General features: G+C 55.7%; 17 protein-coding genes and 2 pseudogenes. 7 read left to right on the top strand and 12 right to left on the bottom strand.

All coding sequences use genetic code 11. The features are described 5' to 3' along the window. The first annotated feature begins 78 nt into the window (after positions 1 to 78). Positions 79 to 840, top strand: coding sequence for a DeoR/GlpR family DNA-binding transcription regulator (locus ACR3FC_RS18635; protein WP_480477665.1), 762 nt, complete (start codon positions 79 to 81; stop codon positions 838 to 840). 346 nt (positions 841 to 1,186) lie between these two features. Here the strand turns inward: ACR3FC_RS18635 and ACR3FC_RS18630 are convergent, their stop codons facing one another. The 5 genes and pseudogenes from ACR3FC_RS18630 to ACR3FC_RS18610 form a co-directional block, all read right to left on the bottom strand. After that, a complete protein-coding gene (locus ACR3FC_RS18630; RefSeq protein ID WP_480477663.1) occupies positions 1,187 to 1,918 on the bottom strand; it encodes an amino acid ABC transporter ATP-binding protein in 732 nt (243 codons plus the stop codon). After that, positions 1,915 to 2,169 carry an ABC transporter permease subunit gene (locus ACR3FC_RS18625; RefSeq protein ID WP_480477661.1) on the bottom strand — a complete coding sequence of 85 codons (255 nt, stop codon included), beginning with the start codon at positions 2,167 to 2,169 and terminating at the stop codon, positions 1,915 to 1,917. The genes ACR3FC_RS18630 and ACR3FC_RS18625 overlap by 4 nt, the downstream gene beginning before the upstream one ends. A gap of 127 nt (positions 2,170 to 2,296) precedes the next feature. Further along, positions 2,297 to 2,506 (bottom strand): annotated as a pseudogene (locus tag ACR3FC_RS18620) (ABC transporter permease subunit); the annotation flags it as partial. 59 nt (positions 2,507 to 2,565) lie between these two features. After that, the gene (locus ACR3FC_RS18615; RefSeq protein WP_480477659.1) at positions 2,566 to 3,171 is read right to left on the bottom strand and encodes an amino acid ABC transporter permease; all 606 of its coding nucleotides are present in this window, start codon (positions 3,169 to 3,171) and stop codon (positions 2,566 to 2,568) included. Between the two features lie 154 nt (positions 3,172 to 3,325). After that, positions 3,326 to 3,892 (bottom strand): ABC transporter substrate-binding protein, encoded by a 567-nt coding sequence (locus tag ACR3FC_RS18610; protein WP_480477657.1) that lies wholly within the window; start codon positions 3,890 to 3,892, stop codon positions 3,326 to 3,328. A 747-nt stretch (positions 3,893 to 4,639) separates the two neighbouring features. Here ACR3FC_RS18610 and ACR3FC_RS18605 point away from each other — a divergent pair. Beyond that, on the top strand, positions 4,640 to 5,350 hold the full coding sequence (locus tag ACR3FC_RS18605) for a substrate-binding domain-containing protein (protein ID WP_480477655.1): 711 nt from the start codon (positions 4,640 to 4,642) through the stop codon (positions 5,348 to 5,350). 190 nt (positions 5,351 to 5,540) lie between these two features. Here ACR3FC_RS18605 and ACR3FC_RS18600 read toward each other — a convergent pair whose 3' ends face one another. The 7 genes and pseudogenes from ACR3FC_RS18600 to pobA form a co-directional block, all read right to left on the bottom strand. Next, positions 5,541 to 6,602, bottom strand: a complete 1,062-nt coding sequence (locus tag ACR3FC_RS18600) for a 3-carboxy-cis,cis-muconate cycloisomerase (RefSeq protein ID WP_480477653.1) — start codon at positions 6,600 to 6,602, stop codon at positions 5,541 to 5,543. A 66-nt stretch (positions 6,603 to 6,668) separates the two neighbouring features. Beyond that, on the bottom strand, positions 6,669 to 7,490 hold the full coding sequence (locus ACR3FC_RS18595; RefSeq protein ID WP_480477651.1) for a 3-oxoadipate:acetyl-CoA acetyltransferase: 822 nt from the start codon (positions 7,488 to 7,490) through the stop codon (positions 6,669 to 6,671). 48 nt (positions 7,491 to 7,538) lie between these two features. Beyond that, complete coding sequence (pcaG, locus tag ACR3FC_RS18590) at positions 7,539 to 8,156, bottom strand: protocatechuate 3,4-dioxygenase subunit alpha (RefSeq protein WP_480477649.1); 618 nt, start codon at positions 8,154 to 8,156, stop codon at positions 7,539 to 7,541. Between the two features lie 2 nt (positions 8,157 to 8,158). Continuing rightward, a complete protein-coding gene (gene pcaH, locus ACR3FC_RS18585) occupies positions 8,159 to 8,887 on the bottom strand; it encodes a protocatechuate 3,4-dioxygenase subunit beta (protein ID WP_480477647.1) in 729 nt (242 codons plus the stop codon). 52 nt (positions 8,888 to 8,939) lie between these two features. Next, positions 8,940 to 9,317 (bottom strand): 4-carboxymuconolactone decarboxylase, encoded by a 378-nt coding sequence (pcaC, locus tag ACR3FC_RS18580; protein WP_480477645.1) that lies wholly within the window; start codon positions 9,315 to 9,317, stop codon positions 8,940 to 8,942. After that, positions 9,310 to 10,096, bottom strand: a pseudogene (pcaD, locus tag ACR3FC_RS18575) (3-oxoadipate enol-lactonase). Before pcaD ends, pcaC begins: the two are co-directional and overlap by 8 nt. After that, positions 10,096 to 11,265: a 4-hydroxybenzoate 3-monooxygenase gene (gene pobA / locus ACR3FC_RS18570; RefSeq protein WP_480477643.1), complete on the bottom strand. Its 1,170-nt coding sequence runs from the start codon at positions 11,263 to 11,265 to the stop codon at positions 10,096 to 10,098. Before pobA ends, pcaD begins: the two are co-directional and overlap by 1 nt. 97 nt (positions 11,266 to 11,362) lie before the next feature. On the opposite strand from pobA, the gene pcaQ reads away from it, so the two are divergent. The 5 genes from pcaQ to ACR3FC_RS18545 all read left to right on the top strand — a co-directional run bounded on the left by pcaQ (position 11,363) and on the right by ACR3FC_RS18545 (position 16,650). Further along, positions 11,363 to 12,304 carry a pca operon transcription factor PcaQ gene (gene pcaQ / locus ACR3FC_RS18565; protein WP_480477641.1) on the top strand — a complete coding sequence of 314 codons (942 nt, stop codon included), beginning with the start codon at positions 11,363 to 11,365 and terminating at the stop codon, positions 12,302 to 12,304. Between the two features lie 44 nt (positions 12,305 to 12,348). Next, positions 12,349 to 13,056, top strand: a complete 708-nt coding sequence (locus ACR3FC_RS18560) for a class II aldolase/adducin family protein (protein ID WP_480477639.1) — start codon at positions 12,349 to 12,351, stop codon at positions 13,054 to 13,056. A gap of 197 nt (positions 13,057 to 13,253) precedes the next feature. Then, positions 13,254 to 14,279, top strand: coding sequence for a LacI family DNA-binding transcriptional regulator (locus ACR3FC_RS18555; protein ID WP_480477637.1), 1,026 nt, complete (start codon positions 13,254 to 13,256; stop codon positions 14,277 to 14,279). Between the two features lie 93 nt (positions 14,280 to 14,372). Further along, the gene (locus tag ACR3FC_RS18550; RefSeq protein WP_480477635.1) at positions 14,373 to 15,677 is read left to right on the top strand and encodes an ABC transporter substrate-binding protein; all 1,305 of its coding nucleotides are present in this window, start codon (positions 14,373 to 14,375) and stop codon (positions 15,675 to 15,677) included. 106 nt (positions 15,678 to 15,783) lie between these two features. Beyond that, complete coding sequence (locus tag ACR3FC_RS18545; RefSeq protein WP_480477633.1) at positions 15,784 to 16,650, top strand: carbohydrate ABC transporter permease; 867 nt, start codon at positions 15,784 to 15,786, stop codon at positions 16,648 to 16,650.

The raw sequence follows: 16,650 nt of genomic DNA, 5'->3' as shown, positions 1-16,650 counted from the left end.
AAAAAGAGTGTTGAAATATGTTGATTTAAGGAGGTATCAACAATTCATCCTGTTAGAATCCAACATCCGAGTGGCTGAATGTCGAAATACGAAAAGGACATACTGAGCGCGGTTAACATTCATGGCCGAATCTCGGTCATGGATCTGGCGCAGAGGCTTAACGTTTCCGATCAGACAATCCGTCGAATTGTGAAGCCGTTGGTAGATGCGGGGCAAATCGACAAGGTTCACGGCGCGTTAGTCAGCACCCAAAAGGTTCTGGATCCCCCTTTCATCGCGCGTATGACAACCAATCGCGCGGCGAAAGTCGCTATTGCAAAGTCAATTTTAAACCTTGTGCCTGATAACGCGTCCATTGCTATTGATACTGGATCTACGTCGGGTTTTGTGGCTCAGGCTCTCAAGGCGCGCAGAGATCTTACCGTGGTGACGAATTCAGCGTTCATTGCAACAACTCTGGCGATGGGGAACAGCAACCGGGTATTTATGGCGGGCACACAGCTTAGAAATCATGACGGCGCAGCGTTCGACCGCGCGGCCTTTGACGTTATTGCAAATATGTCGGTGGAATACTCGATCCTGTCGGCGTCGCGTGTGCATCCGAAACAGGGTTTTTTGGTGTTCGAACAATGCGAAGTCGATATTGCGGTCGCAATGAAGGCGATCAGCGAACGATGTTTCATGGCAGTGGACTCGACCAAGTTCCAGGCATCCGAACCCAAACCGGCCTTGCGTCTTCCAGCTCTTTCGGCAAGTGACTTCCTGATAACCGAGCGGAAGCCTGCGCCAAAATTTGAAGGCGTTATAGGTCGCGCAAAGACAGTAATCGCCGCAGATTAGTTTCAAGCTTTTGACGAATGAGCGGCTAAGAAAGGACGCGGCCCACCTGCACGCCGCGTTCAGTCATGTTCTGGACAGAGTGTACCGGGGTTATAAGTTAACAGCGTGCAAGACTGTATCCTTGGGGAAGTGACAGGGCTTCAATGTGATCAAGTTGCGAACTGTTAACGAACTGTTTTATGGGAACAAACGTCAGATCACCTATGCTCCCCAACTGTATTTCAAAGTTGGCAACATAGTCTTCGTCCGCAAATGCGCGGCGTACGTCGCTCCGCCGCGCGTGTTTTCGGGCATCTAGGTCCGGATTAGAAGATAAATTGGCCAGCTGTAGACATCCGGATCTGCTTCAGTGGCTGAGAATCTTGAACAGGAAATCCTGAGCACGCGGGCTTCGCGGGGAACCAAAAAACTCGGCCGAGGGCGCGTCTTCGACGATTTCGCCATGGTCCATGAAGACCACGCGGTCGGCCACCTTTTTGGCAATCCCCATCTCATGCGTGACGACCATCATCGTCATGCCTTCCTTGGCCAGTTCCACCATGACGTCCAGAACCTGGTTGATCGTCTCTGGGTCGAGCGCCGATGTCGGTTCGTCAAAGAGCATTGCCATCGGCTCCATCGCAAGGCCGCGGGCAATCGCCACCCGCTGCTGCTGGCCGCCGGACAACTGCGAGGGGTATTTCTGCGCATGTTCCGTCAGGCCCACGCGCTCAAGAAGTGCGAGCGCCTTTTCCTCCGCCTCTTTCGGATCACGCCCCAGCACCTTGATCTGGCCGATATTGATGTTCTCGGTCACGCTCATATGGGGAAACAGCTCAAAATTCTGAAAGACCATGCCGATCCGGGCGCGCATCTTGTCGAGATTGGTTGATTTCGCGGTGATCGAGGTGCCCGCGACGGCGATCTCGCCATCATTGATCGGCTCAAGCCCGTTCACCGTTTTGATCAGCGTGGACTTGCCCGAGCCGGAGGGCCCGCAGACCACGCTCACCTCACCTTTGGCGACGCTGAGGGTACAGTTCTTCAGAACCTGAAAGGTCTTGCCGTACCATTTGTTGACATTCTTCATCTCGATCATGTGGTAAGCCTTTTTTGCAGATACCGGACGCCCATGGAGGCGAGGAAACAGAGGGTGAAGTAGACCGCAGCGACGAAGAGGAACATTTCCACCAGCTTCTGGTCACGGTTTGCAACGATCTCGGCACTGACAAGGAAATCGCGCAGGCCGACGACATAGACGAGCGATGTGTCCTGAAAGAGGATGATCACCTGTCTCAGCAGGATCGGAGTCATCGCCCGGAAGGCCCGAGGCAGCACGATATAGCGCATCGACTGGCTGTAGGTGAGGCCGATGGCGCGCGCCGGCCAGTTGTCCGGGGCGGACAAAGTTGATGCCGGCCCGGATGATCTCGGAATAATAGGCGGCCTCAAACAGGATAAATGCCACGAGAACCGAGGAGAAGGCGCCGACAGGTCGCCCGAAGATAAGCGGCATAAGGAAGAAGAGCCAGAAGATCACGAGGATCAGCGGCAGCGAGCGGAAGAAGTTGACATAGGCCGCAGCGAACTGGCCCAGAACCGGTACCTTTGCGATGCGCAGAAGGGCAAGGACCGTGCCAAGGACGATACCCCCTGCCACTGCGAGGCCCGTCAGTAGAAAGGTCATTTTCATGCCGTCCCACAACAGTTCGCCATTGACGGGAATGACGGAGAAATCGAGTGTCATTACGCAGCCCCTTTTGCGAAGGTGCCGGGCAGGGCGGTCATCCTGTCGACCCGCCGCATAACCGCCATCACCGTGAAGGTGACAAGGCTGTAGACCACAGTTGCTGCGGTGAAGGCTTCAAACCCCTGGAACGTATACTCCTCGATCTGTCGTGTCATCGCCGTCAGTTCGACGACACCGATGGTCAGCGCCAGCGAGGAATTCTTGAAGATCGTCAAAAACTCGCTTGTCAGCGGCGGGATGATGATGCGGTAGGCATTGGGCAGAAGAATATATCGATGAACCTGCACCTCGGTCATGCCGATGGCGCGGCCTGCCTGGCGCTGGCCACGGTCCACGGCCTCGATTCCCGAACGGACCTGTTCGCAGACACGCGAGGCGGTATAAAGGCCGATAGCGACAATGGCGGTGGTCAGTGCCGGGAAGGGCATGTCGCGCTTGACCCAGCGCGACCAGTCATCCGGCAGGACTTCGGGGAAAACGAAGTACCACAGGAACAGCTGTACCAGCAGCGGAACATTGCGGAAGATCTCTACATAGGTGGTGCCAACGGCCCTGAGGACCGGGCTGGATGAGGTGCGGAAGACACCGAGCGCTGAGCCCACCGAAAAAGCGATTGTCCTGGCCAGAAGCGAGATAACTATGGTCCAGCCGAAATAGGGCTCGCGGAACAGAATGCCCCCAGTCCCAATTATAGATCATGTCATCCCCCTGCCGCAGCTGGGGAGGGGCGGATGTACCCGCCCCTTCTTTTGTTGCTTATTCTGGCAGTGCCTGAATTTCGAACGCGGTCGCCAGTGTATCGGAAAGCGGCATGTCGATGTTTGTCGGGCCCGGCTCGAACCAATTGGCGTAAATCTCCTTGATCTCACCAGAGCGCATCAGACCGGCCATGACCGTACGTCCAAGACGTTCGAACGTGAAGTCGTTGCGCTGCACCATCAGGGCATAGGGATCGAAGGACAGGTACCGCCCGGTGACCTGATAGCCAGTCGGATCGGACGCCTTTGAGATCAGGCCATAGAGCGGAACATCGTCCGAGCCATAGGCGTCGATGCGGTCCGTTTCCAGCGCCAGCCAGCCCTGGCTGTGATCTTTGACCGGTACGATCTCGACGTTCAGGCCCTTTTCTTCGATGATGGCCTTGATCGCCTTTTCGTTGGTCGTGCCCGCAGACAGGCCAATGACCTTTCCTTCCTGATCCTCGATCTCGGTGATGCCCGACCCGGTTTTAGAGGCAATCTTGGTGCCGGTGAGGAAGGTCGTGGGCGGATATTCCACCTGCAACTGGCGGGTCAGGTTGTTGGTGGTGGAATCGCATTCCATGTCGATCGTGCCATTGGCATCAGTGAGATGCAGGTCTGGCCGGTGACCGGCACATAGTGGACCTCCAGATTGTCTACGCCAAGCTCCGCCTTGATCGCATCGACAATCTTCAGGCACAGGTCGATCGAATAACCGATCGGCTTATTAACAGGGCCGATACAGGAGAAAGGGATCTAGGTTTCCCTGTGGCCGATACTGACTACGCCGCGTTCCTGAATGCGCTGCAATACCGGGCTGTCGCCGGCATCGGCAAAGGCCGGACCCGCAAGTGCAAGTATCGCCGTGACGGTCACTTATGCAAGCATGTGCTTCATTTTCGTCTCCTCCCATAAGTCTGTCTCTATTTGGCTATAGCTTTCCCATGGTGCAGTTTCCGCGACCATCTTTGATCCGCCGGGGCTGCACCCTAGCCCCATCCATCACGCCGAATACCGCGCACCACCCCGACGGACTTGCATTATCATTACTCAATACATGCGCTATCTGAAATTTATATCGCTAATTGGGCAAGTTTATATGCAGAAGCTGCATGCTAATGTGTCGCCAAGGACAAAGAATCAATACTCGATCTGCTCGCGCTGATCCGCGCCGAAAGCGTTTCGCTTGCCGCGCATAGCCGCATTTCTTCGCAATCCGCCTATTCCAGGCGACTTCAGGCCCTTTAGCATCTGTTTGACACTGAACTGTTGGACCGGTCGCGACGACCGTCAGGCCCGACCTATCAGCTCAGGTCCCTACAGGTGGAGCTTGAAGCAGCACTCGTCGGCCTCAACCGGCTTTCCGACGCTTTTGCGATCACGTCCGCTGAACCCATTGCGGATAGCCGCATTGCATTCGATCTCGGCCAATATCCTGCCTCGGGCGCTTGCTGCGTTCGGTGACGCGCTGTCATCTCACGACTTGCGGCTGCGGTCGGCCAATCAGGAAACCTGCTTTCAGATGCTGATGACCGAAGAGGTCATGGTTGCCTTCTCCTACGAGGCTGAAACCCGCAGGCTAAACCCGCCAAAGGATCTCGTGCATCGCGCACTTGTCGGCAAGGACGGGTTCGTTCCCGTGGCAGCCGCGGGGAAGTTGCAGGAGTTTCAGGCGCGTAGCGAGCGGGACGAGGCGTTGCCGATCATCTGCTATCCATCCAACGTCTTTATGGGTGATCTCACCCGCTCGGTGCTGTTGCCGCAAATTCCGCAAAGGGTCTCGTTAAAGATCGTTTCGGGCCTGACCCAGACGATCGCCAAGTGCATTGAGCACGGGCTGGGTGTCGGATGGCTGCCACGAAGTTCCATCGAAGACCAGTTGGCGAATGGAACGCTGGTCGAGCTTTCCGATCTCGGCTTTCCGACCGCCTTGATCGACCTGAGCATGATGCGGCTCAAGACGCGCAGCTTTTCCCAGCACGAAAAAGTGGTTGAGGCGATCTCTGCTGAAATATCGGCAATCTTGTCGCGGCAGGCCTGACGCCTGTTCGTTGCCGTCGGCGGTTTCGGCGGCCTTGTCGAAATCCGTCCGTTTCAGCAGTTCGCCCAACTGTCAGTGTAGTCAAGACGCCAGCTCCACTGATGCTGACATATATAAGTTACTGCGGCAAAACCGGTGACGCCAAGTCGACGCACCGCCTGAGTAACGTCGGGCTCAGAGGCCAGTGCAGTCACTCCACGATGCCTATCCGTTCGATCTGTTGCACTAACGTACCACAGCTGATCAGGGCCTGCCCCGTTGCCAGGATCATCTGGGGCAGGATCATCCATTCTAGCGTCCAGGCAACGCCGGAACGTTCCTGCTCGTGCACCAGCGCCTGATGCATGCCCGACAGTTGGGTTGCGTTGAAACGAGCCAGTGCGACCAGCAGTTCCGCACGGACCGGGTTGCGCTTGTGAGGCATCGCCGAAGATCCGCCGCCACCTGTCAGCGAAACCTCGTCCACCCCTTGCTGGACCATGAGCGACACGTCCTGACCAATCTTCCCCAGCGACCCGGTTATCAATGAAAGCCATGAGGCAAGTTCTGCAAGATTGTCCCGGCGGGTATGCCAGTTTGCATTGCAGCTGGCCAGGCCAAGCCTGTCGGCCATATGATCTGCGATTGCCTGTCCGGATCCGAGCATCCCAACGCGGTCGCCAACGGCGCCGCCAAGTTGCAGCACAAGCAATCTGGGCTGCAATTCGGTCAGGCGTTTCTGGTGATCGGCCAATGGCAACCGCCAGTTTCGCAGGCGCGTGGCAACCGAAATCTGCAATGCCGCCTGCATTCGGGTTCGCCCCATCATCACGTGTTCGCCATATGCCTGCTCCAGCGCCAAAAGCGCATCTACCAGGTCTGAAAGACGGGCCGAAAACACCTCCAGAATGTCTTTGATTGACAAAACCAGAGCGGTGTCGACAACATCCTGCGACGTCATCCCCTTATGCAGCGCGACGTGGCAATGATCGGGCAATGCCGCTTTGAGTGACCGCACCAGCGAGGGCACCACCACGCCATCCAATGACGTCCCGTCGCGCAGCGCCCGCATGTCGGGACGGTGTTGTCGGATAAGTTTAGCCGCGGTATCCGCCACCTCTGGTGGTACCTTGCCGACCGCGGCCAAAACCTCAGAATATGCGGCCTCGACGGACAGCATGTGTCTTAGCTGAGTCTCTGCGCCCAGCATCTCTGAGGTCTGCGGGTCCTCAAACAGCCCGCTGAGCCAGGGATGAGTGGAAAGCTGTTCCATCCTATATGTGGCCTTTGAATTGAAGCGGGCGGATATCAATCGTCATGGCGCCATTCCTCCCTGCGCTCAAAGAGCCAAAATCTCGCGGGCCTGTTGCCAGGTGGCGACCGGACGTTCGTGCTTTGCGCATAGCTCGGTCACGCGATTGACCAGCGCAGCATTCGAAGGCGCTAGTGTATTCCGATCCAGCCGGACATTGTCTTCCAAACCTGTTCGCGTGTGCCCACCCGCAGCAATGGCCCATTCATTTACCACAATCTGGTCTGGACCGATCCCGGCGGCACACCATTCGGCATCCGGTGCGCGATCCTGCATGGATTTCACGTAAAAGTCGAATACGGCCCTGTCGACCGGCATCGCGTTTTTGACACCCATGACAAATTGAACATACAGCTTGCCATACAGCTTGCCTTCCTTGTGCAATCTGATCGCTTGCAGGATGTGGGACAGGTCAAACGCTTCGATCTCGGGCGTGACTTTGTATTTTTGCATTTCGGCTGACAGCCAGTCCACCAGGTCGGGTGGATTTTCGTACACCCGGGTGGGAAAGTTGTTCGATCCAACCGACAGCGAAGCCATATCAGGTGACAGGGGCAGCATTCCGCCTCTGGCCTGACCGGCGCCTGACCGCCCACCGGTGGAAAACTGGATGATCATTCCGGGGCAGTGTTTTTGCAAACCCTCTTTCAGGAGAGCGAATTTGTCGGGGTCGCTGCTGGGCGTCTGATCATCGTTGCGAACATGGGCGTGGACGATGCTGGCCCCGGCCTCGAACGCCTCTTGCGTGCTTTCGACCTGTTCCGCAACCGAGATCGGCACCGCTGGGTTGTTGTTTTTGGTAGGCAGGGAACCGGTGATGGCCACGCAGATGATGCAGGGTTTGGTCATGGTGACTTCCTGAAATGAGTGCCGCCTTGGCAAGGCAGCACCAAGTAATCAGATATCAAAAAAGACGGTCTCATCTTCGCCTTGTATCTTGATATCGAAGCGATAGACAATTTGACCGTCCCTATTGGTGCGTCTGGCCAGCAGCGTTGCGCGGCGGCGTTCCCATTCGATGAGATTAAGGACCGGGTCCTTGCTGTTGGCCTCTTCCTCATCCTCGAAATAGATACGCGTATTCAGGCCGACATTGATACCCCGGGCTACAACCCAAAGGTTTATGTGAGGCGCTTGCTGGCCCACGTTTCGTCCCGGTGTCGGGCCGGGTTTGACAGTGTCGAACGCCCATTCGCCGGTTTCAAAATTGGTGATGACGCGTCCCCAGCCGCGAAAGCCGTCTTCGACATCGCCGCCGCCCTCAGGATGGGCATAGACGCCCCTGGCATTTGCCTGCCATGCCTCAAGCAGAACATCCTTGATGGGAGATCCTGCCCCGTCCACGACCAGTCCTTCGATCCGAATACGCTCACCCTCGGCATTTGGTCCGGCGATGTCCCAGCCCAACTCCTGCCTGTAGATTTCAAATCCGGCAGCCCCAGGCGCCAGACCGATATGGACGTAAGGCCCGGCTGTTTGCGAGGGGGTTTCCTTCAGATAATTCAGCTGTTGCACCTTCAGTTCCCCTCCAAACGGTTTTCAAACAGGGTCGAACGCCGACCGCGCAAGACCACGTCGAACTTATAGGCGATGGTATCCAGAGGGATCGTTGAATTCATATCGAGCCGCGAAATCAGGCGGCTGATCGCATCGGCATCAGGAATAGTTTTCACGATCGGACACCTGTCGATCAGCGGGTCACCTTCGAAATAGCATTGTGTGATCAGGCGTTGTGCAAAACCTGTTCCAAATATCGACATGTGGATATGGGCGGGACGCCAGCTGTTCACCCAATTGCGCCAGGGGTAGGCACCGGGTTTCACGGTGCGGAAGAAATAATACCCGTTTTCATCTGTCAGGGTGCGGCCGCAACCACCGAAATTGGGATCAATCGGTGCCAGATAGGTATCCTTCTTGTGGCGATAGCGCCCACCCGCATTCGCCTGCCAGATTTCCACCAACGTGTTTGGCACCGGACGTCCGTTTTCATCCTGCACCCTGCCGTGCAGAATAATTCGCTCGCCAATCGGGCTTTCACCGGGCTGCGCATAGTTCGAGATCAGGTCCTTATCCAGAGGATCAACATCGTTGTGGCCAAAAACCGGGCCGGTGACCTCACTGATCGAGTTTTGCAGCGAAATCAGCGAATATTGCGGTGAACGGGTCACGCTGGTCTTGTAGTCGGGCGTCAGTGCAGGTGGGTGCCACTCGCGGTCACGCTGGTAGAATTCACCTTGTTTCAACATTGTCGGATCACACTTCCTTTTTGTCTAACTGGGGTTTCTGCGCGTTTCCCATTCAGTCCTGTTCCATTTCGTCATACGTTTGTTTTGCCAGCCTGAGGGCCTGATTGGCGCGTGGTACGCCCGCGTAAATCGCGACGTGCTGAAACGCTTCAAGTACATCCTGCTTGCTGGCGCCGGTACGGGCTGTGGCGCGGATATGCATCGGGATTTCTTCGAAATTGCCCAACGCAGCCAGCAAAGCCAGCGTCAGCATGGATCTCTCACGGTCGCTGATCCCGTCCGAAGCCCAGACAGTGCCCCACGCGCCTTCGGTGATAAGCGTCTGAAATGGACCGTCCAGATCAGATTTGGCGGCTTCGGCACGATCCACATGGGCATCGCCCAGAATTCTGCGCCGCACTCGCATACCGGACGCGTATTTGTCACTCATTGCGGTTCTCCATCAGGAATGCGGACAAGTGTTCAGCATAGGTGGCGGGGGCTTCCACGCATGGCAGGTGCCCGGTGTTGGGTATTTCGGCATAGCGCGCCGGGGATCATAGCACAGGTCTGCCGGACCAGTTCGGGCGGGCAGGCGCGGTCATCTGATCCGGCGATGGCCAGAACTGGCAATCGCAGCGCCCAGGTCATGGATTCAAGATCAACATTTGAAATCGCGTTGCAGCATCCCAGGTACCCAGAAACAGGGGTACGCACCAGCATGTTGCGCCAAAGCAGCACGTTATCGGTTGCCCTGAAACCCGCTGCAAACCAACGGTCCAGAATTGCGTCAGCCACAGACTCGATGCCGGACGATCGGATTGCGCCCATCCGGTCACGCCACATCTGGGCTGTCCCCATTTTTGCGGCGGTGTTGGAAAGAACAAGGGCGCGGATCAGGTCTGGTCGGCGCGAAGCCAGCGCCTGACCGATCATGCCGCCAATCGACAGGCCGACAAACACCGTGTCGCGAACCCCGATATGTTCAAGCAACGCCTCGGCGTCATCTGTCAGCTCAGCCAAGCTGTAAAGTGCCTGAGGGCATTCCGACAGGCCGTGACCACGCAGATCGAACCGGATCAGGCGCAGCCCCTTGGGCAGCAAGGGCAAAACTTTGTCCCAAAGGCGCAGGTCAGTTCCCAGCGAGTTGGCAAACACCACAGGCGTGCCATCTGGATCGCCATCCTCACGCCAATGCAGGTGAATGTTATCCAGCGCCGCAATCTGCATCAGTAGGGCAGCCCGACGTAGTTTTGTGCAAACACCGATTGGGCCTCTTTGTTTTCGCGCAGGAAATCAATGTCAGCCTTCTGTATTTTCAGGTCAAAGCCGTTCTGTTCCGGAAAACGGTGCAACAGGTTGGTCGTGGACCAACTGAACCGCTCGGCTTTCCAAATTCGGGCCAACGCTTTTTCGGAATAGCGGTCGATGCCTTCGCTGTCGTGGTCTTTATAGAATTGCAGCAGGGCGTTGTGCAGATAGTGGATGTCGCTTGCCGCCGTGTTAAGCCCCTTGGCCCCGGTGGGGGGCACGATATGCGCGGCATCACCACACAGGAACAAACGGCCCCAGCGCATTGGTTCAGTCACGAAAGACCGCAGCGCCGCAATTGATTTTTCGACAGATGGCCCGGTGATCAGTGTCTCAGCATATTGCGCGGGAATCCTGCGTTTCAGCTCCTGCCAGAAGGCTTGATCAGTCCAGTCATCGGCACTGTCAGACAGCGAGCATTGAATGTAGTAACGGCTGAGGTTCTCATTGCGCATGGAACAAAGCGCAAAACCGCGTTCCGACCCGGCATAGATCAGTTCGTCATGGACCGGGGGAGTTTCGGACAAAACGCCCAGCCAGCCAAACGGATAGACCTTTTCATATTCCCGGCGCACGGTCAGCGGGATGGTTTGACGCGACACCCCATGAAACCCGTCGCACCCGGCGACAAAATCGCAATCAATCCGGTGTCCGGTCCCATCCGCTTGATACGTCACATAAGGTGCATCGCTGTCAGCCCCATGAATCTGAAGATAATCGACGTTAAAAGCAATCTTGCCGCCCATCGCATCGCGTACATCATACAGGTCGCGGGTTACTTCCGTTTGTCCGTAAACAACCACATGTTTGCCCGTCAGCTCTTTAAAGTTGATGCCGAATTCGATATCGCCATACGAGATCACTGTGCCGTCATGGACAAAACACTCCTTGTCCATCCGATCTGCTACACCGGCTTCGCGCATCAGCTCCACAAAACCGGTTTCCAGAATGCCAGCGCGAATGCGACCCAGAACATATTCCCTGGTTTTGCGCTCTAACACGATGGTGTCTATGCCGTTGCGGTGCAACAACTGGCTGAGCAAAAGACCTGAAGGTCCACCGCCGATGATCGCGACCTGAACGCGCATGTTGGCTCTCCTGATTTCGCGTGTCTAATAATTGAACGTCATTTCTCGATATGTAAAATGAGTTCTACTTGGACTTAGTTGCTATAATTGGAAAGTAATGATAGATCGCCGCATCAAAGTTAGGCATATTCAATGTTTTATTGAGATATGTCGCGAGAAAAGCCTGAAAGTTGCGGCAGAGAAGCTGTTTCTCACGCAACCGGCGATATCCAAGACGCTTAAGGAGCTTGAGGATATTCTGGGCACTGTGCTGTTGTCCCGTAACCGGTCGGGTGTTTCTCTGACACGGCAGGGCGAAGTGTTTCTGCATTTCGCCGAAATGTCGCTGGCCGCTTTGCAGCAGGGCTTTTCTGGTGTGGAGCAGATCGAAGCGCGCGGCAGGGCCAGTCTTCGGGTCGGGGTGCTGCCTTCGGTTGCGGCCCGTTTGATGCCAGCCGTTGCCACCGAGTTTTCCGAACTTGCGGGCAATGCCCGACTGAGCGTTTTCGACGGTCCACATGGCCATTTGATGGAGCGTCTTCGTCTGGGCGACCTGGAGCTTGTTATCGGGCGTTTGGGTCGCCCTGAAACCATGCAGGGCATTTCCTTTACCCAGCTTTACGAGGAGAAGGTCGTCTTTGTCGTGCGCGCGGATCACCCACTGCTGAAAGCCCCCGATCTCAGGCGGATTACCGAGTGGCAAGTGCTTTACCCGCCTGAAGGATCGGCAATTCGGCCCTTGGTGGATCGCCTCATGATCGCGCATGGGATTGGTGAAATCGAAGATCGTCTGGAAACTGTCTCGGGTGCTTTCGGACGGGTGTATACCCGACAGACCGATGCGATCTGGATTATCTCGGCAGGGGTGGTCGCCAATGAAATCAGCGATGGCCACCTTGTAGCGCTGCCTTTTGATACGTCGATAACGCGCGGTCCCGTTGGGCTGATGCGTCGGCCAGACCAGGTCCTGTCACCTCAGGCGCAAGTTTTCGGGTTGGTTTTGGACAATGCAATTGCAAGGTTGGGCTTGTCGCCTGATGGTGCGACCTCTGATAACTAAAGCTGGTCCATTCTGCCGGGGTGGCGCGAGGACAGGAGCACAAGATGGATGACAAGGAACGCGGAATCCGTGAGGCGATTATCGAGAAATGCCTTTTTCTGAATTCCAGTGGTCTTAGCCAAGGCACATCCGGCAATATCTCGGCCCGATACGAGAACCGGATGCTGATCACACCTTCGGCGACGCCATATGACATGCTAACCCCCGAGATGATCGTCTCAATGCCATTTGATGGAGAGTATGGGATCTGGGATGGCCCGCTCAAACCTTCGACCGAATGGCGGTTCCACTTCGACATCCTCAAGACCCGCCCCGATATGGGCGCTGTTGTCCATGCACATCCGACCTATTGCACGGCGCTGGCGATTGCACACAAAGAGATCCCGGCAGCGCATTACATGGTCGCGGCCTTCGGTGGTACTAATGTTCGCTGCGCACCCTATGCGCGCTTTGGAACGCCCGAGCTGTCGGAGCTGGCGATCGAAGCGCTGCAAGACCGAACCGCCTGTTTGCTTGGCAATCATGGGTCCATTGCCATGGGTGAGGACCTGGACAAGGCCATGTGGCGCGCGGTTGAGCTGGAAACCATTGCCCGGCAATATTACCTTTCCTTGGCCCTCGGTCCGGTAATCCTGACCGATGAACAGATTTCTGAAACGCTATCCGGTTTCGCTTCTTACGGCATTCATGACGACTACAAGGACGTCGCAGAAGGTACTGCCGGGAAGCAAAATGAGCCTGAACAGACCTGACGACCAAGGTGGTTGCGCTGGGGGTCGATATATTGGGCTCAAGTCCAAAACGCCGCGACTTGATCAGGAGGTTTTCGGCTGTTCGGCGTTGGCGTCACGCGTCTTACCGTTCGCGCGGATACGGCAGCCTATTGATTTATTGCCGCGCGTAAAGAAAATGTAAGGTCAAAGCAAAAGAATTCCGTAAGCGGGTAGGTATGGCAAAAATAAGAAATATGGAGGAGTTTGCGGCCCTCAGCGGGATTTCTCGGCCAACGGTTTCCAAATATTTCCACGACCCGGAAAGCGTTCGTTCCTCTACGCGGGCGCGTATCGAAGAAGCTTTGGAAAAGTTCGATTACCGCCCAAACATCTATGCGGTGAACCAGAACCGAAAGCTGACCAAGAATATCGGCATCGTTGTTCCCTATCTAGCCGATCCATTTTTTGCCGAGATGGCCAGATACCTTGAGCAGAGCTGTATTGCTGCCGGGTATCGTCCATCTCTTTTCAGCTCGCATGGTGAACAGAAGCTGGAGAATGAAATTCTCGATAGTTTGCGCTCTCTGAAACCGGCGGGAGTGCTGTTTGCCCCATTAGGGCGTGCCTCAGACCGCGCTTACATCGAGAAGTTTTGCGCCGAGGTGCCTACTGTTCTGTTTGACAGCAACCTTGAAGGGTTGGGCGCCGCATTTATTGGATCGGACAATTTCAGTTTTGTGTCCCAAACCGTGGAATACATGACCCGGACGGGTGAACCTCCGTCTTTCTTTGAAATGCGCACGCCAGCAAACCCAAACGCCAACAAGCGACGCAAGGCATATATAGAGGTTATGGAACGTCTGGGGTTCGAGCCCGATGTCATTAAAATTGATGGCGAAGGCTGGGCGTTTGAAGAGATTGGGCATCAAGGTGCTTTGAGAGTGTTGGAGAAAGGTGCTCTCAGGACGAACTCGGTTTTGTGCAGCAATGACCGCCTTGCGATCGGATTTCTGGCAGCCTGTTATGAGCAGGGGATTCGGGTTGGGCGAAAAGAAGATTGCTCACTCCGCGTCGCATCAAATGACGACCACCCCTTTGCAAAATTTACGTGCCCATCGCTGACAACAGCTGCGCATGATTATGACAACGTGGCTGGGCGCAGTGTGGATACCTTGTTTGAACTCATTGAAAGCGGGGGAAAATTTGACGATCGGACGGAAACTCTGTTTCCGGCACGGCTTGTCTTGAGGGAATCTGCATGAACTAAAAGTTAACGCGCGTAAAGTTTATATTGACGCCGCGACAATTTATAAACTAGGGTCTCTGTATAGCATCCAAGCTCAGGGAGGACAGGGATGTATTTGAAGAACGCACTTCGTGCGGCGACTGCGTTGACTTTCGTCGTTACGGCAGCAGCCCAAGCGGAAACCATCACGATCGCGACCGTCAACAATGGTGACATGATCCGGATGCAGGGCTACACAGACAACTTCACCAATGCGACAGGCATTGATGTCGAATGGGTGACGTTGGAAGAAAACGTTTTGCGTCAGCGCGTTACGACCGACATCACCACCAAAGGCGGTCAGTTCGACATCATGACCATCGGCATGTACGAAACCCCGATCTGGGGTGCGAACGGCTGGCTGGTACCGCTGGACGGTTTGTCCGATGAATATGATGTTGGTGATCTGCTACCTGCGATGGCAGGCGGGTTGAGCCATGATGGCACGCTTTACGCTGCGCCGTTTTATGGCGAAAGCTCGATGATCATGTACCGCACCGACCTGATGGAAAAGGCCGGTCTGGAAATGCCCGAAGCACCTACATGGCAATTCATCCGTGAAGCCGCGGCTGCCATGACTGATCGCGACAACGACATCAACGGCATCTGCCTGCGCGGTAAGGCGGGTTGGGGTGAAGGTGGTGCCTTTATCACCGTAACCGGCAATTCCTTCGGTGCGCGCTGGTTTGATGAAAACTGGAAGCCCCAGTTCGATCAGCCCGAGTGGAAAGAGGCGCTGACGTTCTTCGTCGACATGATGAGTGAATCCGGCCCGGCTGGCTATGCCACTAACGGTTTCAACGAGAACCTGTCTTTGTTCCAGCAAGGCAAGTGCGGCATGTGGATTGACGCCACCGTTGCCGCGTCTTTTGTGACAAATCCGGAAGACTCAACCGTAGCTGACAAAGTTGGCTTCGCACTTGCACCAAATTCGGAAGGCGTCGACAAGCACGCCAATTGGCTTTGGGCTTGGGCGCTGGCGATCCCGGCGGGAACTCAGCGGGAAGATGCGGCCAAGCAGTTCATCGAATGGGCAACCTCGAAAGACTACATCGAGCTGGTGGCTGAAAACGAAGGGTGGGCCAATGTGCCTCCGGGCGCGCGGACCTCGCTTTATGAGAATGACAACTACAAGGCAGTCCCATTCGCAAAAATGACTCTGGAATCGATCCTGAAGGCTGACCCGCAGAATTGCTGTGTGCAGCCGACGCCCTATACCGGTGTCCAGTTCGTGGCCATTCCGGAATTTGCAGGGATTGCCACACAGGTAAGTCAGGAATTCTCGGCCGTTTATGCCGGGCAGCAAACAGTGGACGAGGCGCTTGCCAAAGCGCAGGCCTTCACAGCAGAAGAGATGGAAGCCGCAGGGTACTGAGGCAACCTTCCCAGCGGGGGGCAGATCTTCTGTCCCCTGCTCCCACTTCCACAATTCGTGTTTTTCTCGCAGGCTGTCTTACGCCTGAACAGAGAGGTCTTGCGCAATGGCAACTCAACATTCCAGATCAGTTGCACGCCTGATGATGGCACCCGCAGTGGTGCTGCTGCTTGGCTGGATGCTCGTGCCGCTGACGATGACCCTGTATTTTTCCTTCAAGAAATATCTTCCCTTGCGGGGCGGTGATCTCGGATGGGTGGGTTTCGACAACTATATCCGATTTGTTTCGTCCAGTTCGTTCTGGCCCGCCGTTCAGGCAACGCTTGTCATTGTTCTCGGCGTGTTGGCGATTACGGTCATTCTGGGCATCCTGCTGGCGATGCTATTAGATCAACCGATGTGGGGCCAGGGGGTGGTGCGCATCCTTGTCATTGCGCCATTCTTCGTTATGCCGACCGTTTCGGCTCTGGTCTGGAAAAACATGTTCATGGACCCGGTCAACGGGTTGCTGGCCCATCTGTGGCGCTTTTTTGGGGCTGAACCGGTCTCGTGGTTGTCCGAAGCTTCAATGACCTCGATAGTCATGATCGTGTCGTGGCAATGGCTGCCATTTGCGACACTGATCCTTTTGACCGCAATCCAGTCGCTGGACAGTGAGCAACTGGAAGCTGCTGAAATGGACGGTGCGCCGCCGCTCAAGCGGTTCTACCACATCATTCTGCCGCACCTGAGCCGTGCAATCACAATCGTAATCCTGATCCAGACAATCTTTCTGCTTTCGATCTTTGCCGAGATTTTCGTCACCACAGGTGGCGCGTTCGGCACCCGTACACTCACCTACCTGATCTTCCAGCGCGTTTTGGAAAGCCAGAATATCGGTCTCGGATCAGCCGGAGGTGTCTATGCAATCATTCTCGCCAATATCGTTGCGGTCTTCCTGATGCGCATTGTCGGCAAGAACCTGGACGCGTGA

The organism is Ruegeria sp. AF3, assembly GCF_056536285.1.
The sequence above is the reverse complement of the archived record's forward strand: the minus strand, read 5'-3'. Positions and strand labels throughout refer to the sequence as shown.

Excerpts from the sequence above, each read along its gene's own strand:
- ACR3FC_RS18635 (WP_480477665.1), top strand. The coding sequence starts at position 79 with ATGTCGAAATACGAAAAGGACATACTGAGCGCGGTTAACATTCATGGC.
- ACR3FC_RS18630 (WP_480477663.1), bottom strand. The coding sequence starts at position 1,918 with ATGATCGAGATGAAGAATGTCAACAAATGGTACGGCAAGACCTTTCAG.
- ACR3FC_RS18625 (WP_480477661.1), bottom strand. The coding sequence starts at position 2,169 with ATGCGCTATATCGTGCTGCCTCGGGCCTTCCGGGCGATGACTCCGATC.
- ACR3FC_RS18610 (WP_480477657.1), bottom strand. The coding sequence starts at position 3,892 with ATGGAATGCGATTCCACCACCAACAACCTGACCCGCCAGTTGCAGGTG.
- ACR3FC_RS18600 (WP_480477653.1), bottom strand. The coding sequence starts at position 6,602 with ATGGAACAGCTTTCCACTCATCCCTGGCTCAGCGGGCTGTTTGAGGAC.
- ACR3FC_RS18595 (WP_480477651.1), bottom strand. The coding sequence starts at position 7,490 with ATGACCAAACCCTGCATCATCTGCGTGGCCATCACCGGTTCCCTGCCT.
- pcaH (WP_480477647.1), bottom strand. The coding sequence starts at position 8,887 with ATGTTGAAACAAGGTGAATTCTACCAGCGTGACCGCGAGTGGCACCCA.
- pcaC (WP_480477645.1), bottom strand. The coding sequence starts at position 9,317 with ATGAGTGACAAATACGCGTCCGGTATGCGAGTGCGGCGCAGAATTCTG.
- pobA (WP_480477643.1), bottom strand. The coding sequence starts at position 11,265 with ATGCGCGTTCAGGTCGCGATCATCGGCGGTGGACCTTCAGGTCTTTTG.
- pcaQ (WP_480477641.1), top strand. The coding sequence starts at position 11,363 with ATGATAGATCGCCGCATCAAAGTTAGGCATATTCAATGTTTTATTGAG.
- ACR3FC_RS18560 (WP_480477639.1), top strand. The coding sequence starts at position 12,349 with ATGGATGACAAGGAACGCGGAATCCGTGAGGCGATTATCGAGAAATGC.
- ACR3FC_RS18555 (WP_480477637.1), top strand. The coding sequence starts at position 13,254 with ATGGCAAAAATAAGAAATATGGAGGAGTTTGCGGCCCTCAGCGGGATT.
- ACR3FC_RS18550 (WP_480477635.1), top strand. The coding sequence starts at position 14,373 with ATGTATTTGAAGAACGCACTTCGTGCGGCGACTGCGTTGACTTTCGTC.
- ACR3FC_RS18545 (WP_480477633.1), top strand. The coding sequence starts at position 15,784 with ATGGCAACTCAACATTCCAGATCAGTTGCACGCCTGATGATGGCACCC.